This is a genomic window from Alkalibacterium kapii (genome assembly GCF_007988865.1).
Classification (GTDB): Bacteria; Bacillota; Bacilli; order Lactobacillales; family Carnobacteriaceae_A; genus Alkalibacterium; species Alkalibacterium kapii.
This window is the reverse complement of record NZ_BJUY01000023.1, coordinates 1-26,826: the sequence shown is the minus strand read 5'-3', so window position 1 is coordinate 26,826 and position 26,826 is coordinate 1. Positions and strand designations below refer to the sequence as shown.

Genomic DNA, 26,826 nt, shown 5'->3' with positions numbered 1-26,826 from the left:
GGGAGAAGATAATGAAAGTAGCGTTGATTGAACCACTTAGAGTACCAGAAGAAATGATTGAAAGACTAGCCCAGCCCATTAAAGATATGAGGCATGAGTTTATTTATTATGACGAAAAAACAACAGATCATGATGAAATGCTGAAGCGAAGCCGGGATAAGGACGTTGTTATGATTGCCAATAATCCTTTTCCCGAAGAAGTCGTAACCCAGCTTGAACAGACGAAACTGATAAATGTTGCCTTTACAGGTGTCGATCATGTTGCCGGTGAGGCCGCTAGAGAAAAAGGGATAAAAATCGCTAATGCGGCTGGCTATTCTGATCAGTCTGTAGCTGAGTTGGTTATTGGCCTGACACTGGATTTGTATCGGTCTATATCTCAAGGCGACAAAGATATACACAAAGAATCATTTCCCGGATTGATACAAGGAAATGAGATAAAAGGAAAGACAGTGGGGATCATTGGTACAGGGAATATCGGTATCAAAACAGCCGAGTTATTTAAAGCTTTTGGAGCAAAACTTGTTGGGTATAACCGCACAGAAAAAGAAGAAGCAAAAAAACTTGGGCTGGAATACTTGCCTTTAGATGATCTTCTTTTAAAAAGTGATATCGTAACCGTTCACTTGCCGATGAATAATGAAACAAAACATTTTTTATCAGAAGAAAAGCTGAATAAAATGAAGCGTTCTGCTGTTCTGATCAATTGTGCCCGGGGACCAATAGTAGATAATAAACATTTGGCCGATTTGCTGAATGAAGAAAAAATTTCGGGTGCCGGTATCGATGTATTTGATATGGAGCCACCTTTACCAGCAGATTATCCGTTGTTACATGCGAAAAACACTATATTGACACCTCACGTGGCGTATTTGACAGATGAAGCCATGAAAAAGCGTGCTGAGATCGCTTTTGACAATACCCTTGCTTTTTTAAGAGGAAAGCCAAAAAACATTGTCGAGCTTTAAAAAAAGAGAAGGTTCAATTTTATTTAATGATGTTCAGATGGTGTTAGTAGGAGAGAAGCGCTATCTATTGTATACTAAGGATAGAAAGAACTTGAAAGGAATTCAGTCTGTATAGGGGAGGGGATTGAAATGGATTATGTGACATTAACCAATGGGATCAAAATGCCGAACATTGGATTTGGAATGTGGAAAAATACACACGATGATGATGAAATAATCAACTGTGTAGAAAAAGCGATCAACGTAGGCTTTCGTCATATCGACAGTGCTGCAGAATATGAAAATGAGCATTTAGTAAGCAAGGCAATCGAAAAAAGCGGTTGTCCAAGAAAAAACCTTTTTTTGACAAGTAAATTGAGGAATGAAGCTCATGGATACGGTAACGTACGGAAAGAAGTCGAAACCTCGCTTGAAGAACTGGATACCGATTATCTTGATCTTTATCTGATTCACTGGCCTGTCGTTTCAGGAAACAGTGAAGATTGGGCGGAAGATAATCTAGACACTTGGAAAGCAATGGAAGAACTTTATAAAGAAGGAAAACTGAAAGCCATCGGGGTCAGTAACTTTTCAGAAACACATTTAAAAAACCTGATCGAACATGCAGAAATCAAACCGATGGTCAATCAAATACAGATACATCCTGGTACGACACAAGACGGAGTTAGAAAGTACTGCCAGGAGCATGGAATCGTTGTCCAGGCCTACTCACCCTTAAATCCGCTGAACGTTTTGAAAAAAGAAGATCGGGTAAGAGAAATGCTTCAAAAATACAATAAAACAATGGCTCAAATTTTACTGCGTTTCTGTATAAAATTGAATACTGTCCCACTTACGAAATCTGCACATATGTATCGTATCGAAGAAAACTTTGATATTTTTGATTTTGAACTGGAAGACGAAGATTTCGACTACTTACTGCAGTGGATGCATTCTGATTTTCAGGAAACAGATAGTCAGTATGAGAGACCGCCAAAATTTAATTGAATTTAGGAAAGGAAGAATTATTTGAATACAATTGGCAATGTTTTATGGTTTGTTTTAGGTGGGTTTATAAGCTTCTTGACGTGGCTGGTCATGGGCGTACTCTGGTCGATTACAATCGTTGGCTATCCAGTCGGCAGACAGTGCTTTAAATTTTCAGTAATGGCAGCAGCGCCCTTTGGCAGACAAATCGAATTTGGACATGGCGGCGTCTCGTTTATGTTCAACCTATTATGGATAGTGCTCGGCGGTTTTGCAATGGCAATTGAAGAACTGACAATGGGAATCATATTCTGTCTGACCATTGTAGGGATTCCTTTTGGACTTCAGCATTTTAAACACGCAAAATTAGCCCTTCTGCCGTTCGGTGCGAAAATCATTAAAACAGGAACATAGACCAATACAAAAATCGCCTTTTTACTCTGGCGATTTTTATTGTTTTTACCTCTGTATTGAAAGAAAGGAAAGAATAAAATGAAAGCATGGAGTATAAAAAAACCAGGAGGAAGAGACGTTTTGCAGCAGATTGATGTGCTGAAACCTGTACCTAAACAAGGTGAGCTTTTGATTGAAGTCAAGGCAGCGGGAATCAACCGTACCGATACACTGACGCGACAAAATGAAACACTTGCGGCTTCCTATCCGATTCTAGGTGTTGAGATCAGCGGAGTCGTTGTTGAGAACCAGTCGACAGATCCCAAGCTGAATGCCGGCACCCGCGTTTGTGGTCTAGTCAATCATGGAGGATACGGTGAATACGCCATCATGCCAGCTGATCGGGCCATGATACTTCCTGATGAACTGAGTTTTTCAGAAGGTGCAGCTATACCGGAAGTTTTTCTCACAGCCTATCAGACCATTTATTGGCTGGGGGAGCTTGATAAGAAAGAAAAAATACTGATTCATGCAGCCGGGAGTGGAGTAGGAACAGCTGCGATCCAACTCGCGCGTCAGCTAAGCCAGGCTAATATTTTTGCTACAGCAGGAAAAACTGAGAAATTAAACATGGCGCGAACGCTTGGGGCTAACGTGACTGTCAATTATAAAGAAGAATCATTTTCTGAGCGCGTGAATACAGTCACTGATGGAACCGGAGTGGATGTCATTTTAGATTTTGTTGGTGCGTCTTATTGGGAGATGAACATGGCAAGCTGTGCCGTGGATGCAAGGTGGATTCTGATTGGTACGCTGGGAGGAAGCGAAGTGGCAAACGTCTCGCTTAATCACTTGATGAAAAAGCGGATCGCCTTGAAAGCAACCTTGCTTACTCCAAGAAGTGATGAGTATAAGGCACGGCTATCACAGGAATTTGCAGAAATGGCCATGCCTTTATTCCAGGAGAAGAAACTTAAACCGGTGATCCATAAGGTTTTACCTTTTGCCGAACTTAAAGAGGCACATCGCATCATAGAAAATGACGAAAATATAGGAAAAATAATCCTGAAAGTAAGTGAATGAGTTTATTAGAATGAACGAGTCATGAATAAATTTAATAAAAAAATAAGAGGAGTGGAAAACATGAAAAAACGCATGCTTGGTAAAACAGGTATAGAAGTTTCCGAAGTCGGTTTCAGCGTTCGGCAGCTGAGTAATGATAAAGAGGGAAAACCAGTGGATGAAGATGAAGCGATTCGTTTGATCCATGAAGCGCATATGCATGGTTGTTTCTTTTTTGATACAGCAATTAATTATGCAGAAGGAAAAAACGAAGAACGTTTAGGAGAAGCTTTAAAAGAGATGCGAGAAGAAGTCGTTATCAGTAGTAAGCTTAGCCTACCGGATTACGACAATAAAAACTTTGATCCAGATGATTTGCTTGCTTCTGTGGAAAATAGTCTAAAACGATTAGATACAGATTACCTGGATATTCTTCTCCTCGACAAACCGTCACTGTCCGTTCTGGATCAGCAGTCCCCACAGTTCCAGACGCTTGAGAAACTAAAAGGTCAAGGAAAAATAAGAGCATACGGAGCGTCTGTAGATTCGGGTACAGAGATCAACCATATTCTAGATAACACAGACAGTCAAGTTGTTGAGGTGCGTTTCAATATTTTTCATCAGGAACCTCTTAATGAAATGAGCCGTGCTTATAATGAGGATATTGGTCTTATCGTTAAAACCCCCCTGGATTCGGGTTGGCTGACAGGGGAGGAAAAACCTAAAGATTTTCTTTCAGATGATGAAAATAGCTGGAGCAGCGAAGAACGAGAAAGACGTTCGAAATTAATAGAGAAAGTTAGAAATATAATCAATGAAGATGCTTCAATGACACAAGCGGCTATAGGTTATATCTTAGCTTATAAAGAAGTAGCAACTGTAGTGCCGACAGCCCGAACCAGTGAAGAGCTGCTGCATAATCTTGAAGCGTCGCAGGATCTGCTTACTCCAGAGATGATTCAGGATCTGAGAGGTTTGTGGATTGAAGAGATAAAAGACCACCCGCTAAACAGGTAAACTTGGATAAGCGATGTAACTGTGAGGTTGACTAATGATTTGTACGAACATCGGTAAACTGAAAAGGAAATCTATTTGAGCTGTATGAAGTAGGGCGAACATCGGTAAACTGAAGAGGAAATCTATTTGAGTTGTATGAAGTAGTCCCAACATCGGTAAACTGAAAAGGAAATCTGTTTGGGTCGTGTGAAGTAACGCTGACATCGGTAAACTGAAGAGGAAATCTGTATGAGTTGTGCGAAGTAGTGCCAATATCGGTAAAGTGCAGAGGAAATCTGTTTGAGCTGTATGAAGTAGGTCTGACATCGGTAAACTGAAGAGGAAATCTGTTTGGATCGTGTGAAGTAACGCTGACATCGGTAAACTCAAAAGGAAATCTGTTTGAGTCGTAAGAAGTGGCGCAGACATCGGTAAACCCAGCGCTAAATCGATTTGAGGCAACTGATATACACAGCAATGGACTGTTTACGGAACATCTAATATGCCAGTGAACCAATTAAAGTGAATGATTTAAATACTAGAGTTTATAAAATCTTTCTACATTGTAGAAACTGACTTCTCCAGGTCAGTTTCACCATCATTTAAAAGACAAAACAGCGGGCATTCTCAAACATAATGAGAATGTCCGCTATTCTTCTGGTTCATTAATAATACAGTTTTAATTCGTTTAGCTGATCTTCAAGTATGGAGTGACGTTCTTGCAGCTGCTTTTGAATAAGATGAACTTCGTCCTTAATCATTTCAATATTGTTGATATTACGTTTGACTGTATCTTTGGTATTCCAGTCAGAAAAGATATTATCAAAAAAGATATCAAAGACTCTTCTCATCTTTCCTAAATTTTCATAGTCCAAAACATTATTTAAATCGACATCTTTTAACTCTTTTTTATATCGCTCAAGAAGTCCTTCCAGATAAAAGAGTTCCTCTTCGGCTTTGTCTATTTTGTCGTACTTCAGCATATCAATAAAGAAGCTGTCGCTAAATAAATCCCATGTTGCTAAAGAATCAGCAGAATCAAGGCTCTTAAGGGTAGCGGTCAAACTATTTAAAACACTCTTTCCAGCATTTAACGCCTCATCGATTTCTCGCATTTCGGCTTCCATCAAAAGACCCTGTTCTTCTTTTTCAGAAAGAGTCTCCTGAAACGCTGGATCTGTTGCACGCAGCTTTTCTTTCAAAGAGTCCAGCTCTTTTTTAAGACGACTGATGTCATCCGTAATATCAGTGACCATTTCTCTAGATTCTAGATATATAGCCGACGTTTTGTCCAAGTGAAGTTTAGCCTGGATCTGTTCCTGTTTTTCTTCGTAAAGTTTTTTATCGTATGTTCCGATTACTGTCTGCAAAAAGGTAGTGAAAGATTGGGCTTCCAGTTTATCTACATCAGCCGATTCTTTCTGAAAGACAGCCTTAGCTTCATTATAATTACGTTCGTTTTCTTCAAAACGAGCTTTTGCAGTTCGTCTTTTTTTAATCAGTCTTTCCAGTTTGATGCGCAGCGTTTCATATGTATGGTTCATGCCAGTTGATTCCCCTTTTCATCTTTTATAAACTAGGAAAGTATAAGTTTAGTGCAGTAGTTTATACTGTCTAGCTTAACGTGCCAGCCTCTCGAGAAAAAGATAAATTTACCCATTGCGCAGCATGCTCATTCGGGGCAAATTTCCTATTTTCTTTTCGAGGCTGAACGGCACGTGAAGCTTTTCTTATTCAGTATAGCACAGTACTTGCAGTTATGAAGGAATCACAGGAAAGAATTATAAAAACAAGTAACAGTCAGATATTTAAGGCCCAAAGGATATGATATACTGTAATAAATATTCAAGCAGAAGGAGAAGAATAGATGGTTTCAATTATGCTCGTAGAAGACGACGACGTGATCGCCTCTTCTTTAGAAGAAGAATTGAAAAAATGGAATTATGACGTTTATAAACAAGAAGATTTCAATACGGTGGTTGATACTTTTATAGCCATTGTACACCGGCAGCTGATTCTAATGGATATTCAGCTGCCGGTGTACAATGGCTATCACTGGTGTCAGGAGATACGAAAAATTTCTGAAGTGCCGATCATATTTATTTCTTCCCGAACAGATGACATGGATCTGGTTATGGCCATTCAGATGGGCGCGGATGACTACATTCAGAAACCTTTTCAGTTAACGGTAGTCCTCGCAAAAATAAAGGCCATGCTCAGGCGCTCGTATGATTTTTCTGATAAGGAAAATTTTTATTCAGTCAGTGAGGTGACGCTCAAGCCGTCGGAACTGAGTCTGATATATAAAGATAAAACAGCTTCACTGACAAAAAACGAACTGAAAATCATGGAGATCCTCTTTAAGCATAAGGGCGAGTATGTTTCCAAAGAAATGATCATGCGCGGGCTGTGGGAAGACGAATCGTTCATCGATTCCAATACGCTGGCTGTCAATATTGCTCGACTTAGAAAGAAACTCAAGGAACTGGGGAAAGAGGACTTTATCGTAACCAAAAAGGGTGTCGGCTATGCTATTATCGAATGAAAAGACAAGCAGACAAAACTGGAAAGAATGGGTAAAGCCCTTCATAAAGTCTGTGCGACCTCAATTCTTTTTATTTATAATGATACCGGCTATTTTCGGACTTCTCATATTTTTAACAGACAGCACCTTCAGTTTATTCAATTATGCTGTACTGTTATCTTTATTTGTTTTTATTCTTTCATTGATCATTCAGTGGGTGCAGTACATGAACCGCGTTCGAGAAGGGAAAACGTTCCTTTCCAGAAGAAATACGACAAATGCTGAAAAAATGAATGCAATCGATGCACTCTATCAGAATAAGTATCAAGAACTTTTTGAAGAATACCAAACATTCAAACAGGCTACAAAGGAAAAGAACGAAGAGCAAATGAATTACTTTACATTATGGCTTCATCAGATAAAGACACCGATTTCAGCAATGAGCCTGCTATTACAGAAAAATCCGGAAATGAGAGATAGTCATCATATGGAACAGGAACTGATCCGTGTCAACGATTATACTCACATGGCTTTAAATTATCTGAAGCTGGAAAACAGCGGGAAGGAACTTGACCTTCAAGAAATCGCTGTAGATAACATCATTAAAACAATTTTAAAAAAATATGCTGTCTTTTTTATTTATAAGGATATCACTGTGACGTATGATCCGTCGACTTATTCAGTCCTGTCAGACAAAAAATGGCTGGAAGTTTTGATCGAGCAGCTTGTTTCCAATAGTCTTAAGTATACTAAAGAAGGCGAGATCAGCATCTACTTCAAAGATGAACAGACATTAATCATTGAAGATACTGGAAGCGGGATAAGCCAAGAAGATCTGCCGAAAATCTTTGAGAAAGGATATACGGGTTTAGATGGCAGACTACATGAAAAATCAACAGGCCTGGGGCTTTTCCTTTCACGAAAAGTTTGTCATAGGCTAGGTCACAACTTGTTGATCGATTCAGAACTCGGTAAAGGTACAAAAGCGATCATTGACTTTGGAAAAAAATCATGGACTCTTTTTGATTGATAGACGACTAAGAATCTTACATTTCTGTAAGGTTCTTTTCACTTTTGTAAGATTAGATGAATGCTGGTGATTCTAATTCGACGTATGATAGGTGTATAGCTAAGGAGGAAGTATATATGACATTTATGGAAGTAAAACATTTAAAGAAGATTTATACATCAAAGTTGGGTTCAAAAGGAACAGAGGCCTTGAAAGACGTGAACTTTTCGGTGGAAAAAGGCGAATTTATTTCAGTTATGGGAGAATCCGGGTCCGGGAAAACGACGTTGCTCAATATCATTTCAACATTAGACAATGCGACAGAAGGAGAAGTCTACCTGGATGAACAGGCCTTATCCGCTATAAAAGATAAAAAGATTTCAAAATTCCGAAGAGAACAGCTCGGCTTTGTATTCCAGGATTTTAATCTACTAGACAACTTTACGCTCAAGGACAATATTCTACTCCCGCTGGTTCTGTCAAGAAAGTCAGTAGAGGAGATGGAAGGTGCGCTCGAACCATTAGTCAAACGTTTGAACATAGAGGATTTGATGAACAACTATCCTTATGAAGTTTCCGGAGGACAGAAACAGAGAGCAGCTGTAGCAAGAGCACTGATCACTCGTCCTAAAATCATTCTGGCAGATGAACCGACCGGAGCCTTGGATTCCAAATCTTCTCAAAACTTAATGGAAATTCTGTCAGACGTGCATCAAAATGGACAGACGATATTGATGGTCACCCACAGCGCCCGGGCAGCGAGTTATTCGAGTCGGGTCCTGTTCATAAGAGACGGCCAGGTCTATCATGAAATTTACCGCGGCGATAAAGAGCCGGATGACTTTATTGACAGCATTTCGCAGTCACTGCTCGTTTCATCTAAGGGGAGTGTCTAGCATGAAGAACAGTTTTTTCACTAAGATGGCCTGGCGTAATATCCAGTCTAATGGCAAGTTATACATGCCTTATGTCATTTCTGCCGTGCTATCGGTCGCTTTATTTCAGATGATGGCCAGCTTAATGACGAATGACTTTGTCAGACAGCGTTCCGTTACATTGCCGACGCTTTTTGGAATGGGAACGGTCGTTATAGGTTTATTTTCATTGATTTTTATTTTTTATATCAACAGTTTTTTAATGAAAAGACGAAAAAAAGAAGTGGGGCTTTACAGCGTATTAGGACTTGAAAAAAGACATGTCGCTAATATATTGATCATCGAAAGTCTGATCTTGAGTGGGGCAAGTATTTTCGTGGGAATACTTACAGGAATTGTGTTTGGAAGGTTGAATTTTCTCATTCTCAATTACCTTCTGAGACTGCCAGATGCTATGAGTTATTCTACTTCCTGGAAAATGACGGGTATAACAGTATTGTTATTTACCGGTATCTTTACATTAACGCTTATCTATAACATCATTCAAGTAACCCTTTCAAATCCAATTCGTTTATTAAAAGGAAGTAAAGAAGGAGAAAAAGAACCGAAAAGTTCTCCCATACTTTTTGTCATCGGACTGCTTTCTTTGGGGGCGGGTTATTATATCTCACTGACTATTGATAATCCTATCAGTGTGCTTAATCAGTTTTTTGTCGCGGTGCTGCTCGTTATTATCGGGACTTATCTGCTCTTTACAGCCGGCTCCATCATCGTGTTAAAAGCACTGAAGCGTAACAAAGTTTTTTACTACAAGCCCGGTCCATTTATATCGATATCCGGTATGCTTTACAGGATGAAACAGCATGCAGCTGGCTTGGCCAATATCAGTATCCTTTCAGTCATGGTTATTATTGCTGTATCAACGACGATCACACTTTACGCAGGTACAGAAGAAACATTAGAAAATCGTTTTCCTGAGGAGAATAATCTTACTATTAGAACAGATGAAAACATGGGGAGCAGGGAACTGGAAGAAACAGTTAATACAATTCAAGATGACTTGAAGAGCCTAAGCAGTAATAAAGGCTATAAGATGACGGACCAGTACTTTTATCGTTATACTACATTGTTTGGAAAATTAAAAGACAAGGAAATAGTCTTTGGAAACTTCAACTTTACCAGCGATGCTCCTACAATGGTCATGATAATACCCTTAGAAGATTATAACCAGCTCTCTAATAAATCTATCGAGTTAAATGATCACGAGCTTTTGTACCATAAATCCGATGAGAAATTAAAAGGTGACACTTTGACTTTGTTTGAGACAACATATGATCTTCGGGAAATAAACCAAATGCCTGAGAATCTGATTGGCAGTAATAATATCGTAGATACGTTGTTATTAGTGACACCAGATAATAGTACGCTTGATACATTTTTAAATCATCACAACAATGCATTTCCCCAACGTCCAAACAGCCTTACAGCTGACATATACTGGTCATTGAAGGACGACCAGACCGATGAAGCATACAGTGGACTTATTCAAGAAAGGCTTAGAGAAGCTGATTATCCGGTGGAAACGGCTTATGAGTCTCGTGATGCTAATCGAGCTGAGTGGTACAGTATTAATGGAGGTTTTCTTTTTATCGGCATCTTTTTAGGTGGCTTATTCACAATTGGTGCCATACTGATCACCTACTACAAACAAATATCAGAGGGATACGAAGATAGAAATCGAATTCAAATTATGCAGAAAGTAGGACTGGATAAAAAAACGACTAAACAAGCAACAAAAGCGCAAGTTTTCTGGATGTTTTCTTTGCCGATCTTTACTGCGGCAATTCATACAGCCTTTGCATATCCAATTGTTCAAAAACTGCTCGTTCTTTTCAATATATACAATAATAAGCTGTTTCTCGGGATAACTGTAGGGGTTGTATTGATATATTCGCTTATATACTGGATCATTTATCGGGTGACAACAAAAAAATATCTCAATATAGTTGAATAGAAAAAGGTTCAGGGGTCATCCCTGAACCTTTTACTCATTCAAAAATTTATTCTGCCGGTTCCAAGTCTGCGATGGAATCGATTTCCATGTATTCAGGAACGACTAAGCCGATGACTGTTCCTTCCATATTTGGTCCCATGTCGACGATTTCATCGCCATATTCTTCAAGGTAAGCGCCTTGAGTGGTCGGTAGCCATGGAGCGGCAGTTACGTCAACTTCTCCCTGCGCCAATGCCTGGAAAAGAATAGAAGGATCCACATTGTTGACAGTAACGTCAAAGCCGTGTTCAGTTAAGACTTGAGAGATCACAGCGGATGAAGCACGTTCGGAATCCCATGGGAATGAACCGAGTTCGAGTTCCTGGCCATCTGCTTCGTCCACGCCTTCTGTCCAACTGTCGACCGTATCCTGATTTTCTTCGATCCAGTCAGCAGCTGCTTCTTCAAAACTCATATCTTGAGCAGCAAGCATGATACTCTGCATGTCTTCAACTTCCCAGGAGAAGTTATCCATGATAGCGTACGCTTGTGGCATGTCTTCTTCAAATCCTTGACGAGCCATCGTGTGTACGAATTCAGGTTCACCATATACCCCTTCAGGATCTTCGAGGAATTTCAGGTTATACTGTTCGAACATATAATGAGGCGTCCAGCCTGTGATGACTAGTGGTTCCTCGTTATCTATAGCTGAATCCAGCTGTCCCATCATACCAGCTGTGGAACTTGTTTCAAGTTCCCAGCCATCCAGATTATCATATTCTTCCAAAGCGAGTTCGGTCGTCGCTGTAATTCCTGCACCAGGTTCTATTCCTGTGATGGTATAATCCAGCTGTTCGCCAAGACTTTTATCCCCATCTTCAGCCGAATCATCGCTGCCGCAAGCTCCTAGCAATAAAGCGGTTGAAGCAAGTGAAATAAATGTGATTGATTTTTTAATTTTCATAAATGTCCTCCTATAATGTTTTGGTATAAATCATGTCTATCGATATATACTTTTCATGAAAATTTCCTGAAAAGTATGCCAACTATTTTAATGGTATCATAAATAGTTGTATAATCAAAATAAGTATGACTCTCTGCTGTTTACTCAGATTAAATGACTCTGTAAGAGCTAACAGTCGAAAAAAGGCCCCTTTCTGTTGTATAGTGAAATAAATATCAATAGATAAAGGAGTGAAAATCATGTATCGAGCAGAAATGTTTAGTCCAGAATTGGTTTTTTATGCAGGCAACACATTGCTTGAAAATCCTATTTGGGATGATATAAATGAACGACTTTATTTTATAGCAATTTCAGATGAGCTTATTTATCAATTGGACATCAATACCTCTGAGATTAAAACATTTAAAACAAAAGGTGCAGTTGGAGCAGTAGATTTAGACAAAGACGGGAGAATCTTATCTGCTGAAAAAGAAGGCATTTACCGAATCGATCCTGACTCAGGTCAGCGGACGTTAATGGCACATCCTGATCAGGATGAACGATTGAGGTATAACGATGGAAAACTGGATGCAAAAGGGCGTTTTTTTGTCGGCACTATGGGAGAAGATACGATTATAGAAAATGCAGCTGCTTTATATGTTGTGGAAAATGGAGAATCGAAAATAGTGTTGAAAGACCTTTCTCTGTCAAATGGTTTGGATTGGTCTCGTGATGGCCAAACTTTCTATCATGTCGAATCAACAGAAAAGACAGTCACAAAATATGATTACGATATAGAAACGGGCAACCTGTCAAGTGGCAGGGTCTTGGTTCAGTTAGAAGACCACACGCCTGATGGCTTATGTGTAGACATTTGCGGTGATATCTGGATAGCTGAGTATGGCGGGAGTAAAGTATCCAAATGGGATTCAGAAACAGGAGAAAAAATAATGGAAATTCCAATGCCGGTAACGAATGTGACGGCATGTTGCGTGGGCGGAAAAAATAATGAGTTTCTCTATATAACAACCGCTAAAGATCCTGATGACGAAGAAGACCTGTCAGGCGGTCTATTCAGAGCGCGCATTAGATAATAAAAAGTGTCAGCGATTATTCATTAAATATCTCGCTGACACTTTTTTTATCCTGCATATCACTTACTTTACTTTTTAAGTGAATTGCACAAATATATCCAGACCTAAAGGTTCCTCATCTTCTACAACCACTTCTTTAGTAGAATCATAGGCCATAAATGGACCGCCGGTAACGTAAACAAAGGCAGTCAATAAATAGTTATCCTGGTGGGACTCAAGGGTTTGCGCTTTTTCTGGAGAAAGAATCCCTAAGGAAATACCTTCGATTTTGATAACTAAGCCCTGATCCTTGGACTTCGTAAAATCAACGTTGACCGTAGTGATTTCACTGTATTTGTAATAACGTTCAGACCGGGCGTTCATATCCTCTTTAGTCATGCCGGAAAAATAATTCTTGAACGGATCTTCTTGAATCATTTTTTCCACGATATGCGCGATCGTTTCTTTGTCAGTATTGAAGTCTTTTTCATTAAGCTGCATTTCGTGTTTCAGGGTATGCTGATCATTGTCCTGCAGCGTGTTTTTGGCTGAAGAATCGGGTTTAACTTTTTTATTTTTGAAAAAATCAAATAGGCCCATCGTGTTCTCTCCTTTTGAAAAGCGTGTACTATTAGAATACTGAAAGAGACGTATTTAGTCAATTCACAGAAACCAGTAGAGGTTATTAGTTGAAGTACAGAAAATGGAGTGAGAAACTAGGAGTAGCTGAACAATCAAAGGAGGAAAATTTTATGGTTAAAGCATTTAGATTAGAAGAGAACCCGCCATACCCCAATCATCCACTGCCCGTCTTATATTATCCTGATGCTCTAAATGACATTCTGGAAAAAAACGATATCGCTGAAAATGTCTTGGGTTTTTTTAGTGATAATGGCTACAGCAATGGATGGGTCAATGGCATTTATGATTATCATCATTTTCACTCAAACACCCATGAGGTCCTTGGTTGTATTGCCGGTCGATCCACTGTGCAGCTGGGTGGTCCGGGAAAAGAGGAATACCCATTCAATAAAGGGGATGTCATCCTCTTACCTGCGGGAGTCGCCCATAAATTAACAGAATCAACAGAAGACTTTAAAATCGTTGGCGCTTATCCTAACGGTATGGAACCAGACATACAGCGTGGCGATGCGCAGGACTACGACACAGTCCAAAAAAGAAGTTACGATACGCTCGTACCGGCCACAGATCCTGTAACAAAATTCAAAGGCCCTGTACAAGAATATTGGGATTTATAAAAGGTATAGGTGAGAGAAATTTGACTAGAAAGAGAGTCATCCGAAAAATTGCAAACCGTTGTCTAAAAATAAATCGTTCAATCTAGATAACAGTTTAATCGAGTAAAAACCTTCAAATTAGGGCTGTGCCAGGATTTGCTATCCTGACTTCTGCACTGATGTCTATACCGGGAAATCCATTGGTATCACTTGCAGTAGCAGTCAACTTGCTTGCTGGAGCTGCCGGATCCGCTTCAGGGGGGATGGGAATTGCTCTGGAGGCACTAGGTAAACAATACTATGAACTCTCACAATCGACAGGTATTTCTCCAGAAGCTTTTCACAGAGTGGCTTCTATTTCATCCGGTGGTTTAGACGTCCTGCCGCATAATGGCGCAGTACTGACTTTATTTACAATTACTGGTTTAACACATAAAGACAGCTATATGGACATTGCGGTTGTTGCGATTCTGATTCCTATAGCCTCCGTTGCAGTAGCGATTGTTTTAGCTTCATTAGGCTTATATTAAAATACCACATATAAATTGATCTAAACGAAACGAGTGATCTCTGTTACTATTAGAGATTGCTCGTTTTTCTGTACGTGTTATCCTGTTCATATGCATGCCCAGATTTCCCAAAGTAATTGCTTAAGGTAACGCGGAAGATAAGCGCGTGCCCTCCAGCCTTCAAAGTAGAGTGAAAAGGGCACACAAACGCCAAATGCGTGCCCTTCAGCCTCAAAAGTAGAGGACAAAGGTCACGCAAACGCCAAATGCGTGCCCTTCAGCTTTCAAAATAGAGGACAAAGGGCACATAAACGCCAAATGCGTGCCCTTCAGTCTTCAAAGTAGAGTGAAAAGGGCACACAAACGCTAAATGCGTTCCCTTCAGCCTTCAAAGTCGAGTGAAAAGGGCACACAAACGCTAAATGCGTGCCCTTCAGCCTTCAAAGTAGAGTGAAAAGGGCACACAAACGACAAATGCGTACCCTTTAACCTTAAAAGTAATCAACAAAGAGCACTTAAACGCTGACCGCAAGTCAATCAGCTTTAAAAACAAACAGTAAAATGCACGCATAGCATTTTCTGATAACAAAATACACCAAAAGGAAAGGATAGGAAAATTTTCCTATCCTCATCTGATAACTAACCGAATTATTTATTCTTTGTAATAATCTTTTATGTAATTGAATACATAATCTTCCACTCGTGAATAACGTTTCTGCTTTCTACGACACAGGACAACCTCCCAGTAAATGGGAGAAATGAATTCTTTCCTAACTACATCAGCAGAAAAATAATGATTGTCGACTGGGGTAGGCAGCACAGTGATCAGATTGGAATGTCGTGTCGCGTTCAGTAATAAATCCCAAGAAGCAGATTGTAAATATAATTGTGGTTTAATTTGTTCACTGGTAAATTTATTCATCAATTGATGATGGATCATATACGACGAATCGAAGATAGCCATGGGCTGATTGTGCAAATCATTCCAATCCAAACGTTCTTTTTCAGCCAACGGATTACTCTTGCTCATGAAAGCAGATAATGTCTCATTTCTAACTACAACTTCTTCAATGGTATCTGGATCCAGACCAGTTGGACGCAACAAAACAGCAATAGGCAATTCCTGCAGAAGTAAATCTTTTTTCAATTCGACCGCTCCTGCTTCTTTGATCATAAACCGAATTTCCGGATTAGTAGAGATAAGGTGGGGTAAAATTTTCGGAAAGATAATGGAAATAACGACAGGCGGAATACCGATTTTAATATTACCCTTAAGTTGAGTTGACTCCTGTTGCAATTCTTCCATCATCGTATCATGTTTTTCTATTATTTCCTTGGCGTGGTAGAAAAGTAGTTCTCCAGCATGCGTAAGCCCTTGAAGTCTACCGTGTCAGCGTTCAAATAAAACGACATTTTCGTTTTTCTCAAGCACAGATATAGTCTGACTTAAAGCGGGCTGAGACACATGCAGGAATTTTGAAGCTTGAGATATATTGAAATCATTTTCCACTACAGCAATAAAATACTGCATTTGTTTGATATCCATAGAAAATTCTTCCTTTAAAACGATCATATGAGCTTCATCTGTCAATTGCAGTCAAGCTGTCAGAATGAGTACTTCTCCTGGATTGATGATTACGCTGCGTCCAGTTATAACACCGAGCGGTGACAGACCGGCTGCATGTCTGGATGCCCGTATCGTCCACTGATCAGGAAGGGGATAACTGCTTTTGAGCTCAACTTCTTCAGGATGGGGCGATGTATTGACGATGACTGCCATCATTGACCAGTCTTTTTTATTTATAACGTTTGGAATCGTGTAGGCTAATACATTTTCTTTCGTATGTGAAAAAGTTATGGCTTCGCCTGTTTTATTTGAAGCATCACGCAAAGGAGCGTAAGCCTTTCTGATGCTGATCATTCCTTTGTAGTAATCCAGTAAATCCTTATTAGTTTGCGTCAGTGTCCAATCCAGTTGATTGACCGAAATTGATGAACGGTAACTATTTTCATCACCGAATTTTGTTCTGCCAAATTCTTCACCCGCTTGTAAAAAAATTCCGCCTAATGAAGTAAACAAGAGGGCCGCATTTATTTTATTTAATTGGATAACTGTTTCGTCGCGTCTGTAAACCGACTTCTCTTGAGTTGATTTTATCAACTTATCATAAAGCGTTAAATTATCATGAGCAGAAGCATACGTGATTACTTGTGACGGGCTAACCGCCCACTGTTTTTCATCAGGGAGTCTGAAATCTCCCAAATCAGTCTGCGTATTGGCAAGCATACTGGCAGCTAAATCATTAGTAGAAAAAGCACTGTGTTCATAGCCATTCATTCCTTGAAGAAAACCGCCTGCTTTATCATCAAAGACCGGCCCTTTGATGGCATCCCGGAATTCATCATTAAAAAGGGCGATCCCTTCAATTAAATCAGCTGCATGAAATTTATCGGCAGGTTTATTGGGTTCATAAATAGCCACACTGCCGGCATTCCAGGGTTCACCGTAAATAAGAACGTCAGAATGTCCCTTGTTATCCAAAGCTTGACGCAGTTTATTCATGGTATCCACATCATGCAGACCCATCAAATCAAAGCGAAACCCATCGATATGATACTCATCTGCCCAATAAAGAACTGTGTCAATGATGTATTTACGCATCATTTTTCGTTCACTGGCCGTTTCATTACCGCAGCCGGAGCCATTGGCAAAATCCCCATGAGCATCCTGGCGGTAGTAGTAATCAGGCACAGTCAGTTGGAACCATGACGCCTCAGCTGAATAGGTATGATTGAAAACTACATCTAGAATCACACCGATTTCATTCTCGTGAAGAGACTGAACCATTGCTTTAAATTCTTTGATGCGCGCTTTAGGGTCGCTGGGATCACTGGAGTATTTACCTTCAGGGACCATGAAGTTTTTAGGGTCATATCCCCAGTTATAAGAAGAAGACATTTCATCATTTTCAAAATCAAAAGCCGGCAGCAAGTGAACGTAATTGATACCTAACGCTTCAAGGTAAGCAAGTCCTGCCAGCTGACTTTTGTTATCGCTTAATGTTACATTTTTTTCAGTAAAAGCAAGATATTTTCCTTTGAACGCGTCAGAAAAATCAGCTTTTAAATCACTGGAAAAGTCTTCTACATGCACTTCCCATATCATCGCTTCGGTAACTGAAGAAACCCTTTCATAGGTGTCTTGATCCCAATTATCGGGATTTGTTTCATTGAAGTCAATGATTGCGGAACGATTACCGTTTAGTCCTACTGCTTTGGCATAAATATCTGCTGATTCAGTCTCTACGTCATCATGCCAAAAACTGTATGTATAGTAATAACCTTTCAGATCCTTATTTACAGTAGTGGACCAGCAATTATCAGTTAAAGTCATTTCAAATTTGAATGTCGGTTTCTCTGAATGGGCTGTTTCATAAATGTTTAGATAAACTTTTTTGGCTAAAGGAGACCACACCTTGAAAATGGAATGAGCTGGCGTATATGTCAGTCCTAAATCATGGCCAGTATATATGTGGTCTTCCAGATACGGAATGCGTTCTTCTATCGGTGTTTTATCAGTCATAGTCACTATCCTTTCGCTGAGCGTACAAGTCCAGTATACCATGTATGAAAAGGGTTCAGAAAAAATAAAAGCCATCCCCTGACTATTCTTTTCCAGATGAAAAGAAAGAGTTCAAAGAATAGCTGTTAAGAAAGATTTAGAGGATACCGATAAGTTCCAGAACTGTTGTCCAGCCAAGACTGTAAAGAACGATGGATAAAGGTTTCCCCAGTAAAATCACAGTCACGACTTTTTTTATGGACATATTTGATAAACCTGCAAGGTAACAGACGACATTATCCGGCACAAAAGGAGTAAAGATAACAGTTTTAAAGAAACGTTCAAACTTTTTCTTGTTTTCCAGTTTCCCTTTGTATTTATCGATACGTTTTTCACTGACCAGTTTATGTAAAAGGGGTTCGCCATATCGCCTGACTAAAAGGAATGCGATGATCGAACCCGTACTGATACCGATGTAGTTATAAATATTACCAACGATCGGTCCATACAAAACAACTCCGGCAGTGACCGTTATAGCCGAAGGTAGAAAAGGTAGAAAAAGCTGCATAATCTGCAGCGAAACAAAGATGAGGATCGAATAATTACCGAACTGGTGAACATACCTGACAAACTGCTCTCGTGATTCGAAAATACCTCCTCGCCAGGCAAATAAAATAAGGATGAGCGACAAAACAACACCGATGATGCTTAGAAAGTCAACCCATTTCAACTGTTTCAAACGCTTTATCACTGGTTTACCCAACTTTCAAGTCCAAAGACTTATTTACTTTAAAAAAAGACTTATTAAGCAGGCGATTCATAATCCACTAAAATTTTTAATGCCGCTTTTTGTCCGATGATTTTCTCTGAGTTATCGGCTGACCTTAAAGTGAGTGAGCTCTCAAAAGGATCAACAGCAACCAAAGTGTAACTATGATTCAATTGTATCCCTTTTTGACGAAGGTAGTTAAGGAAATCCTTGTCATCATCGACTTCCTTGACTTTAAAATGTTCACCGATCGCGATATCAGTTAAAGGAAACTTGGATGTTTCCGGAAGAGAGCCGTCTTTATTGGGAATCACGCCACCATGGGGATCAAAGGTTGGCTTATCCAGAAAGTCATTCAAGCGCTCGATCAATCTGTCTGAAGAAGCGTGTTCAAGCAGGTCTGCATCAGCATGGACTTCGTTCCAGTCATAACCCAGCTTTTCAGCTAAAAAGACTTCCCATATCCGGTGCTTTCTAATAAGCCGGTTAGCAATACATTTTCCGCTGGGAGTAAGTTTAACACCACGATAAGGGACGTGACTGATCAAGTCTTCTTTCAACAGCCGAGTATTCATTTCTGTTACGGAGGCGGCTGAGATGGATAAAGCCTGAGCCAGTTCTTTATTGGAAATGATTTTATCATCCCCACCCAGTTCATAAATCGCCTTTATAAAATTCTCTTTATTTGGTGTCATTTTAAGTCCATCCTTTTTATTCTATCTATTAAAGTTTTACCACAGCAAGAGAATGCTTGTCAAAATTATATAAACGAATGTATTGAACCGGGAGTGGCAGCTGATTGAATCGGGTCATTACTGGCACCTTAGTTTTAAGCCTTAGCGTCGAAGCCTGCTTTTGATCAGTCATTGCTGATCATGGTATCTAACTTTCAAAATCCCCGATAAAGAGAACTTTTTATTATTTATTTTCTCCAAAAGACATGTTCACAAAATCTATGCAAAAATGAATCGGTACCGTTACTGGTCTTTTGTTTCAATTGCATCAATACTTCTTGTGCATGAACAGGTCTGAGTCCGTTGAGGGCTGTTTTAGTGTAAAGACCATCATGAGTCAGGTTCCATGCTTTAACGTTGTCATACAGATATAGTTTCAAAATCGAAAGAATGTAGCGTTTTAAATTATTATCCAGAACAGGAAAAGCAATTTCCACTCTTTTGATCATATTACGGGTCATCATATCTGCCGAAGAAAGGTACAAGTTTGCAGCCCCATTATGATAGAAATAATAAACACGGCTATGTTCTAAAAAGCGTCCGACGATACTTCTTACTGTGATGTTTTCACTGACGCCTTCTATGCCGGGAACGAGGCAACAGATCCCCCGCACGATCAATTCGATCCTGACACCAGCCTGACTTGCTTCGTAGAGTTTTAAAAGCATTTTTTTATCTGTGAGAGAATTCATTTTTGCAATAATATGTCCATTGCCATACTGTTTATGAAGACTGATCTCTTTTTCAATGTTCTCAATAAAAGCATCACGGATATCAAAAGGGGATACATGCAGATAGTGATAATCAGGCTGGTCACTATAGCCACTTAAATAATTGAAAAAATCGAATATATCCTGGGTGATTTTTTTATCTGCTGTGATTATTCCCATATCTGTGTATAAAAGCGCCGTCTGTTCATTATAATTGCCAGTGCCAAGGTGTGCATATCGCACAAAACCTGCGGGCTCTTTTTTGATGACGAGTGTTGCTTTGGTATGTGTTTTCAGCCCTTTGACACCATACAGAATATGAGCACCGGCTTCTTCCAGTTTCTTGGCCCAATGCACATTATTGGCTTCATCGAACCGCGCTTTCAGTTCAACCAGCACAGTGACCTGTATCCCTTTTCTCGCTGCCCGCTCGAGTGCACTTACGAGAGGGGAATCTTGACTGACGCGGTACAAGGTTTGTTTAATTGCGATCGTCCGCTTATCACTGACAGCTTGTTCAATGAACTGAATAATTGGCTGAAAAGAATCAAAAGGGTGATAGAAAAACAGATCATTCTTTCTGGCTAAGTTATAGACGGAATGCTTGCTGTACAAAGTAGGATAGAAAGGGGTAAAGGATTCAAAAGATAAATTCAAACCTGTGCTTTTCAATATATCCACAACTTCATGTAGGCAAGTTAAATCAAGAGGGCCATTCAGTATATAAATATCTCTTTGCTTTATAGCCAGTTCTTTTTTTAAATAAGCAATGTCCTTCTCGATGGAATGGTCGGTGGCTGGTTGTTCTATCTCAAGTCTGACAGCCCGGCCATTTTTCCTCTTTTCAAGGTAATCTTCGATCGCGGAAAGTAAATCTTCTGCGCCTTCTTCCTGTATTTCCAAGTCTGCATTTCGGGTTATGCGAAAAGTAAAAGAATAGCTGACGTCATAGCCTTTAAAAAAATCTGAAAGAAAAGACTGGATCATATCTTCGGAAAACAGTAACTGGATTTCATTTGCTTTCTTTACTGACAATATCCGGTCCAAGCGTTTGGGGACGGGAACAATAGCAATAAATGTTGAGTCAGATTTCTTGAGCTTAACGAACAAGTGTAAAACTCCATCCGACAGATGCGGGAAAGGGCGATAAGCATCGATACCGTAAGGGGTTATGGCCGGAGCGATATCTGTTTTAAATAAATTCTCAGCGTATTTCCTGTCATGCTCTGGTAGAGCGCCTATTCTGGTAAACGTTACGGCATGCTTTTCAAGTGCCTCTTTCTTTTTTTCAAAAAGGGCATACTGTCGTTTCACTTGTTTCAGATTTTTTTTCGTTATTTCCTGAAGCTGCTTTTTAGGTGACCATTGTTTTTTTGTGTCCAATTCATTGACACCCATTTTTTGCTGATCCTGAAGACCTGCTACGCGCACTTTGTAGAATTCATCCAAATTAGAGCTGCCTATTGCGAGAAATTTCAGCTGTTCGAAAAGGGGATTGTTCCGATCATCAGCTTCCTCGATGACACGGGCATTAAAATCCAGCCACGATAATTCTCGATTCTGATAATAATCTGGATTCTCCAGTGAATGCTTTCGAATCGGCATAACTATACCTCCGTTTGGGATGATGTTTCTTCGTTTTTATTAAATGTAATATCAAGTGACTTACCCAGTACCCGTTCAATATGGTTTTTATGCTTATTGGCTCTATATTTTTCAGCAATAGCGTCACCACTGTAAGTGATCAGTAATTCATAACTGTCATTGTCTGACTCTATGAGCTTCATGCTCTGGACAACATTCACTTGAGAGTCGCTTAGTGCTTCTGCAAATTTAATGATGCTTCCCATGTAAAGTAAAAGATCGAGCTCGCTCTTTTCATACCAGTCTTTGAAAGCCTTTGTATATTGCTTGAATAAAGAGCGGTTTTTGTAACTGGCCAGCAAAGCAAGGCGTACACGGTCCTTATGATTGAATCCATGGAGATTCGTGTTTGAGATAATATAAAAGGTATGCTGAGATTTCGAATCATCTTCAATGTAACTACCCAGATAGTAAAGGGTCGCTCCGTAATGCAAAAGTGAAAGATCTTCAGCTGGAACATTTAAGATGCCTTTATCCTGAATCAATTCGATCAGCTGATCAGCCAGGAGGATCCTTTGATGAGCGCTGATTGGCCGAATGTCATATTGCTTGAATAGACGCTGAACTGTTTGCCTTTTGATACCGAACAGATCATAAGCATCTTCATGATCACGGTTCAAGCGTTCAATAATGATGCCTTCTCTCAGACCGCGATTACTTATAGCAAAAGTTTCTGATTTCATTACGTTCAGCAATTCGGTAAATACGATGCCGGCTGGAATAATGATATCGCGCCGGTCTTCACTTAAACCATCTAAATCGGCTAGTTCTTTCATGGAGCTTTTTTCAAATAGCTTAAAGGTATCATCGAGATTTTCTTTAGACATGTAGTATTCGTGAATACCTGCAATCGGGTAGTCTGTCTGGCGCTGGTAGACTTCAGCATAGTTTCGTGCCGAACCACCGATCCCAACTAAAACGACTTCAAGATCAAAAAGCCAGTCCAGTGATTCAAACTGCTCTTTTACCCATTTTCGTGCTTTTTTTATTGCTTTTTTATTGTCGTGATCCAGCCCTTCAAAGAAATCTTTCTGCAGTGAAACGGTCCCGAAAGGGAAACTGTGCACTTTTTTGACTTCCTTGTTTTTAAAATAAGTCACTTCAGTACTTCCACCACCGATATCGACACTTATACCCTCGACGATATCCATGGTGTGTCTGACTGCATAATTCCCATAGTAAGCTTCTTTTTTTTCTGTAAGGATATCCAGCTTCAAACCTACTTCTTCTTCTACACGGCGCAGAATCGTGTTTTTATTTTTTGAACGTCTGATTGCAGCTGTGGCTATAGAAATAAGGTCTATGATTGCATAGCGCCCAGCTATTTCTGTGAAACTTTTCAGCACAGTGATCAGTTTCTGTATGCCTTCTTCAGACATGATGTTTTTATCATCCACGTACTGAACAAGTCGGGCGGGTGTTTTTATATTTTGTAATTCAATAAAGCCCTGATGATCGTCTTTTTCAAAAATAACCAGTCGGATAGTGTTTGACCCCACATCCAGCAGACCAATCCGTTCTCTTGTCATACTCGTCACTCCTAAGGTTTAGTCGAATAAATCATGTAACCTGTCTTTATCTAAGCATACTATTTCCTTCTATAAAAAGTCTAAAAAGATATCTTCATTACAATTATATTACGAAATGAAGTAAAGCGCTAACATAACCAGTTTCAAGTCACTCAATATGTCTTTATGTTATCAGGATACACTTATATTTCAATATTCTGTAATAAAATGTAAGACAACCGCAATGTACATTAAGGATTTTGTCGGTATAATTACGAAGCATTGAACACAGGTAACGTAAATAACACTTCAGTTAAGAAGGGATTGTCCGATATATTATGATAAAAAGAGTACTGAGTTTAGCCATTATTGCTTTAACATTTATACAGATGAATACAGTACAACCGGTTTCAGCTGAATCACTAAATGAAATAAATATTCAACAAACCGAGAAGAAACAAGAAATCCGAGGACTTCAGGAGAATGTGAACACGGTGATCGAAGAAGTTAATACCTTGAATGAGGCGTTAAGCTCATTGAACAAGACTATTACCGAGAAAGAACAAGATATAAAGACCACCGAAGCAAATATTATGGAACAGGAAGAAATTGTTTCAGCCAGAATGGAACAAGCAAGAGATCGGTTGAAATCTCTGCAGGTAAATGAAATATCGCAAAATATCGTACTGACTTTATTGAAATCTGAAAGTGTATCAGACATGTTCAACCGCTTTCTTGTCATCATGCGTTTAACGGATGCGGGTAATGAGCAAATCGAATTGGCTGAGGAAGAAGTGCAAAAATTAGCTGATCTGAAAGAAAATCTGATCGATTCACGTGCAGAGCTTGAAGAGAAGCAGGACAAAGCGTTGAGCCGGAAAAATGACCTGGATGATAAAATTGCTTCACTCCAGGAAATGATCCAAGAAAATCAAGCGGAGCTAAGCGTACTTGCCAAAAAAGAATCAGAAGAAAATGCACGTTTGAGAGAAGACCGAAAAAAAGCTAGACAAAACGCTGTAGTTGCAGCAGCAAATAAAACAAAAGATAAGCAGGAAGTGGGAGTATCCTCTTCTTCGTCAGAAAAACAGACAAGTGCTGAACAGTCAAATGCAGCAGCGCCTAAGACAACACAAAAAACTGAATCGAAACCTGCAAAAGCAACTGGCCGCACCCTGAAAGTTCAAGCAACAGGTTACTCTACTCAACAACCGGGATTAAGTAAACATACTTACATGGGTATTGATCTGCGCGTCAACCCGCGTGTGATAGCTGTGGATCCTTCAGTGATCCCACTAGGCTCTATGGTCGAAGTTGAAGGCATGGGTGTTTACCTTGCCGGTGATACGGGTGGGGCGATCAATGGCAAGATCATTGATATCCACTTCAGTACAGTAGCAGAAGCCCTGAAATGGGGAAGACGCAATGTGACCGTCCGTATTTTAAACTAATCATATGAATGAAAAACACCAGCGAAAGAAATCTCAAGAGATTTCGCGCTGGTGTTTTTTATAGACATTATTTAAAGTGTGAAGGCGATCCTGAAAGTGAAGGTTAAGAAAAAGCAGTGATTCAGTTGCAATTCTTGTACCTATGCTGTTTACTTAAGAGTATGATAATTACTAAATGAGGGAAAATTCATGCATACAAAAGTATCATTGATCAATGATTTAAAAAAACTGGATATAAACAGTAAAGGAACCTTACTCGTTCATTCTTCTTTCAAAAGTATCGGAGAAGTAGAAGGCGGCCCGGATACGGTTCTGGACAGTCTCAGCACCTACATGAAGGAGGGTTTGCTCGTACTTCCCACACATACTTGGGAGTATATAGACAAAGACAACCCTGTCTTTGATGTGTTGCAGTCGCCTTCAAACGTGGGTATGCTGACTGAAAGATTCAGGAAACGAGAAAGTGTGTATCGCTCAGAACATCCGACGCATTCTGTAGCGGCCCTGGGTAAAGATGCGAAAGAATTTACTGAAGGGGAATACAAACATGACACGCCCTGTGCCAGAGGATCTGTCTGGGGGAAACTACTGGATAGAAGTGCTCAGATCCTTCTTATAGGTGTGGATTTAACGAAAAACACTTTTATTCATGGCGTGGAAGAATGGGTCAATACTCCCGGCAGAATAAAAGACACCCACGTCGATTTGTACAGTGTTCTCTACTCCGGTGAAAAAGTGCGGGTGCCTTCCCGACGTCATGCAGGTTCGTCTTCATCTGATCATTACTGGAAAGTTGAAGAGATATTGCTTGAAGAAGGAGCGATGAGAAAAGGGGCTTTTGGAGATGCCATCGTACGTTTGCTGGATGCTGAAAAAACGGCACTGCTTCTTTCTGAATTACTTGTAAAAAATCCTGACTTATTCACCAGGAACGAACCGCTGTCTGATAAGTGGCGCTATTATTTTCAGAATCAGCGAAAGTAAAAAAGGAGGCTAAAGACAAATAGAATGAAATTAACAATACGCAAACGGTCATTAGGATCTATTCCATTGCTAGAAGTTGTAGGAGAGCAGAAACGCAATGATGTATTGCCACTGATCGTGTTTTATCATGGCTGGCAGTCTTCCAAAGAGCTTGTGCTGACTCAGGGGCGTTATCTTGCAGAAGCTGGCTTTCGTGTCATATTACCGGACGCTGCCAATCATGGTGAGAGAAAACAACCGATCGTAAAAATCCCGTCACTGACTTTCTGGCAGAGTATTCATACTAATTTATTTGAATTTGGATTCATTGTGGATCATTTTAAAAAGCTGGGAGTCGTCGATGAACGAATAGCTGTCGGTGGCGTATCCATGGGCGGGATCACAACCTGTGCCCTCTTGACGCACCACCAGGAAATAAAAGTTGCAGCCTGCGTTATGGGGTCTCCAAAGCTGACGAAATATCGTCAACGTATAGTGGATCATGCAACAAAACTCGACCGCTTTTTCCCGCATGATTATGAGACTTTACTGAAATGGGTCCCTGAATATGATTTGTCTATGCGTCCGGAGACGTTAGGTGATAGACCTGTTTTATTCTGGCATGGGATACACGATATAGTGGTTCCCTATAGCCATGTTCTGGAGTTTGTCAAAGAAAATCCTTACAAGAATCTGACTTTTATTGAAGAGGACGAAGAGCACCTGGTTAAAGTCCCTACGATGAAACAGATTACTGCTTTTTTTGTTAAAGAGATGATCGGACTAAAAGAATGAAAGAACTGAAGGAATGAAAAAAGAGAGCCGGCTCTCTTTTCCTTTTTAAGGTATGTTAAGAGAATGAACACTTTTCGGTATACTTTTTATGATTATAGCGTAGCCTTAGAGAATTAATTGAACATCTTTCTTCCAGTATCA

Annotated in this window: 26 protein-coding genes; 15 read left to right on the top strand and 11 right to left on the bottom strand. The window is 39.8% G+C overall.

The annotated features are described in order from the left end of the window. Positions 1 to 11 precede the first annotated feature (11 nt). The 5 genes from AKA01nite_RS07760 (at position 12) to AKA01nite_RS07740 (ending at position 4,406) form a co-directional block, all read left to right on the top strand. Entirely contained in the window at positions 12 to 968 is a 957-nt protein-coding gene (locus tag AKA01nite_RS07760) for an NAD(P)-dependent oxidoreductase (RefSeq protein ID WP_146924753.1), read from the top strand. A gap of 129 nt (positions 969 to 1,097) precedes the next feature. Next, positions 1,098 to 1,955 (top strand): aldo/keto reductase family protein, encoded by an 858-nt coding sequence (locus AKA01nite_RS07755; protein WP_146924752.1) that lies wholly within the window; start codon positions 1,098 to 1,100, stop codon positions 1,953 to 1,955. Positions 1,956 to 1,976: 21 nt separating this feature from the next. Further along, on the top strand, positions 1,977 to 2,348 hold the full coding sequence (locus tag AKA01nite_RS07750; protein WP_146924751.1) for a YccF domain-containing protein: 372 nt from the start codon (positions 1,977 to 1,979) through the stop codon (positions 2,346 to 2,348). 78 nt (positions 2,349 to 2,426) lie between these two features. Then, complete coding sequence (locus tag AKA01nite_RS07745; RefSeq protein WP_146924750.1) at positions 2,427 to 3,410, top strand: NAD(P)H-quinone oxidoreductase; 984 nt, start codon at positions 2,427 to 2,429, stop codon at positions 3,408 to 3,410. A gap of 60 nt (positions 3,411 to 3,470) precedes the next feature. Next, positions 3,471 to 4,406: an aldo/keto reductase gene (locus tag AKA01nite_RS07740; RefSeq protein ID WP_146924749.1), complete on the top strand. Its 936-nt coding sequence runs from the start codon at positions 3,471 to 3,473 to the stop codon at positions 4,404 to 4,406. Here AKA01nite_RS07740 and AKA01nite_RS07735 read toward each other — a convergent pair. After that, complete coding sequence (locus tag AKA01nite_RS07735; RefSeq protein WP_146924748.1) at positions 4,395 to 4,847, bottom strand: hypothetical protein; 453 nt, start codon at positions 4,845 to 4,847, stop codon at positions 4,395 to 4,397. The two genes, AKA01nite_RS07740 and AKA01nite_RS07735, sit on opposite strands and share 12 nt — an antisense overlap. A 203-nt stretch (positions 4,848 to 5,050) precedes the next feature. Then, positions 5,051 to 5,929, bottom strand: coding sequence for a coiled-coil domain-containing protein (locus AKA01nite_RS07730; protein WP_146924747.1), 879 nt, complete (start codon positions 5,927 to 5,929; stop codon positions 5,051 to 5,053). A 323-nt stretch (positions 5,930 to 6,252) separates the two neighbouring features. Here AKA01nite_RS07730 and AKA01nite_RS07725 point away from each other — a divergent pair, with 323 nt between their 5' ends. The 4 genes from AKA01nite_RS07725 (at position 6,253) to AKA01nite_RS07710 (ending at position 10,807) form a co-directional block, all read left to right on the top strand. After that, the gene (locus tag AKA01nite_RS07725) at positions 6,253 to 6,930 is read left to right on the top strand and encodes a response regulator transcription factor (protein WP_146924746.1); all 678 of its coding nucleotides are present in this window, start codon (positions 6,253 to 6,255) and stop codon (positions 6,928 to 6,930) included. Further along, positions 6,914 to 7,939, top strand: coding sequence for a sensor histidine kinase (locus AKA01nite_RS07720; RefSeq protein WP_146924745.1), 1,026 nt, complete (start codon positions 6,914 to 6,916; stop codon positions 7,937 to 7,939). Before AKA01nite_RS07725 ends, AKA01nite_RS07720 begins: the two co-directional genes overlap by 17 nt. A 116-nt stretch (positions 7,940 to 8,055) precedes the next feature. After that, positions 8,056 to 8,814, top strand: coding sequence for an ABC transporter ATP-binding protein (locus tag AKA01nite_RS07715; RefSeq protein WP_146924744.1), 759 nt, complete (start codon positions 8,056 to 8,058; stop codon positions 8,812 to 8,814). A 1-nt stretch (position 8,815) separates the two neighbouring features. Beyond that, positions 8,816 to 10,807: an FtsX-like permease family protein gene (locus tag AKA01nite_RS07710; protein WP_186805139.1), complete on the top strand. Its 1,992-nt coding sequence runs from the start codon at positions 8,816 to 8,818 to the stop codon at positions 10,805 to 10,807. A 46-nt stretch (positions 10,808 to 10,853) separates the two neighbouring features. On the opposite strand, the gene AKA01nite_RS07705 is transcribed toward AKA01nite_RS07710, so the two are convergent. After that, positions 10,854 to 11,750, bottom strand: a complete 897-nt coding sequence (locus AKA01nite_RS07705) for a glycine betaine ABC transporter substrate-binding protein (protein WP_146924742.1) — start codon at positions 11,748 to 11,750, stop codon at positions 10,854 to 10,856. Between the two features lie 239 nt (positions 11,751 to 11,989). Between AKA01nite_RS07705 and AKA01nite_RS07700 the strand changes: the two genes are divergently transcribed. Then, entirely contained in the window at positions 11,990 to 12,823 is an 834-nt protein-coding gene (locus AKA01nite_RS07700; protein WP_146924741.1) for an SMP-30/gluconolactonase/LRE family protein, read from the top strand. Between the two features lie 75 nt (positions 12,824 to 12,898). Here the strand turns inward: AKA01nite_RS07700 and AKA01nite_RS07695 are convergent, their stop codons facing one another. Next, positions 12,899 to 13,402: a hypothetical protein gene (locus tag AKA01nite_RS07695; RefSeq protein ID WP_146924740.1), complete on the bottom strand. Its 504-nt coding sequence runs from the start codon at positions 13,400 to 13,402 to the stop codon at positions 12,899 to 12,901. Positions 13,403 to 13,554: 152 nt separating this feature from the next. On the opposite strand from AKA01nite_RS07695, the gene AKA01nite_RS07690 reads away from it, so the two are divergent. Both AKA01nite_RS07690 and AKA01nite_RS07685 read left to right on the top strand, forming a co-directional pair. Further along, positions 13,555 to 14,061 carry a cupin domain-containing protein gene (locus AKA01nite_RS07690; RefSeq protein ID WP_146924739.1) on the top strand — a complete coding sequence of 169 codons (507 nt, stop codon included), beginning with the start codon at positions 13,555 to 13,557 and terminating at the stop codon, positions 14,059 to 14,061. 125 nt (positions 14,062 to 14,186) lie between these two features. Continuing rightward, positions 14,187 to 14,570: a hypothetical protein gene (locus AKA01nite_RS07685; protein ID WP_222592499.1), complete on the top strand. Its 384-nt coding sequence runs from the start codon at positions 14,187 to 14,189 to the stop codon at positions 14,568 to 14,570. Positions 14,571 to 15,201: 631 nt separating this feature from the next. Here the strand turns inward: AKA01nite_RS07685 and AKA01nite_RS07680 are convergent. From AKA01nite_RS07680 to AKA01nite_RS07650, 7 genes are all read right to left on the bottom strand, one after another. Further along, complete coding sequence (locus tag AKA01nite_RS07680; RefSeq protein WP_146924738.1) at positions 15,202 to 15,858, bottom strand: LysR family transcriptional regulator substrate-binding protein; 657 nt, start codon at positions 15,856 to 15,858, stop codon at positions 15,202 to 15,204. 81 nt (positions 15,859 to 15,939) lie between these two features. Further along, positions 15,940 to 16,095, bottom strand: coding sequence for a LysR family transcriptional regulator (locus AKA01nite_RS07675; protein WP_186805138.1), 156 nt, complete (start codon positions 16,093 to 16,095; stop codon positions 15,940 to 15,942). A gap of 51 nt (positions 16,096 to 16,146) precedes the next feature. After that, on the bottom strand, positions 16,147 to 18,132 hold the full coding sequence (gene pulA / locus AKA01nite_RS07670; protein WP_146924736.1) for a type I pullulanase: 1,986 nt from the start codon (positions 18,130 to 18,132) through the stop codon (positions 16,147 to 16,149). Positions 18,133 to 18,268: 136 nt separating this feature from the next. Further along, positions 18,269 to 18,874, bottom strand: a complete 606-nt coding sequence (locus AKA01nite_RS07665; protein WP_146924735.1) for a TVP38/TMEM64 family protein — start codon at positions 18,872 to 18,874, stop codon at positions 18,269 to 18,271. Positions 18,875 to 18,915: 41 nt separating this feature from the next. Further along, a complete protein-coding gene (locus AKA01nite_RS07660; RefSeq protein ID WP_146924734.1) occupies positions 18,916 to 19,575 on the bottom strand; it encodes a metal-dependent transcriptional regulator in 660 nt (219 codons plus the stop codon). 227 nt (positions 19,576 to 19,802) lie between these two features. Further along, a complete protein-coding gene (locus AKA01nite_RS07655) occupies positions 19,803 to 21,929 on the bottom strand; it encodes an RNA degradosome polyphosphate kinase (protein ID WP_146924733.1) in 2,127 nt (708 codons plus the stop codon). A gap of 2 nt (positions 21,930 to 21,931) precedes the next feature. Continuing rightward, positions 21,932 to 23,497: a Ppx/GppA family phosphatase gene (locus tag AKA01nite_RS07650; protein ID WP_146924732.1), complete on the bottom strand. Its 1,566-nt coding sequence runs from the start codon at positions 23,495 to 23,497 to the stop codon at positions 21,932 to 21,934. Positions 23,498 to 23,814: 317 nt separating this feature from the next. Here AKA01nite_RS07650 and AKA01nite_RS07645 point away from each other — a divergent pair, with 317 nt between their 5' ends. The 3 genes from AKA01nite_RS07645 to AKA01nite_RS07635 all read left to right on the top strand — a co-directional run bounded on the left by AKA01nite_RS07645 (position 23,815) and on the right by AKA01nite_RS07635 (position 26,685). Next, a complete protein-coding gene (locus AKA01nite_RS07645; protein ID WP_146924731.1) occupies positions 23,815 to 24,927 on the top strand; it encodes a 3D domain-containing protein in 1,113 nt (370 codons plus the stop codon). A 189-nt stretch (positions 24,928 to 25,116) separates the two neighbouring features. Then, entirely contained in the window at positions 25,117 to 25,911 is a 795-nt protein-coding gene (locus tag AKA01nite_RS07640; RefSeq protein WP_146924730.1) for an AAC(3) family N-acetyltransferase, read from the top strand. 24 nt (positions 25,912 to 25,935) lie between these two features. Beyond that, a complete protein-coding gene (locus AKA01nite_RS07635) occupies positions 25,936 to 26,685 on the top strand; it encodes an alpha/beta fold hydrolase (RefSeq protein ID WP_146924729.1) in 750 nt (249 codons plus the stop codon). Positions 26,686 to 26,826 lie beyond the last annotated feature (141 nt).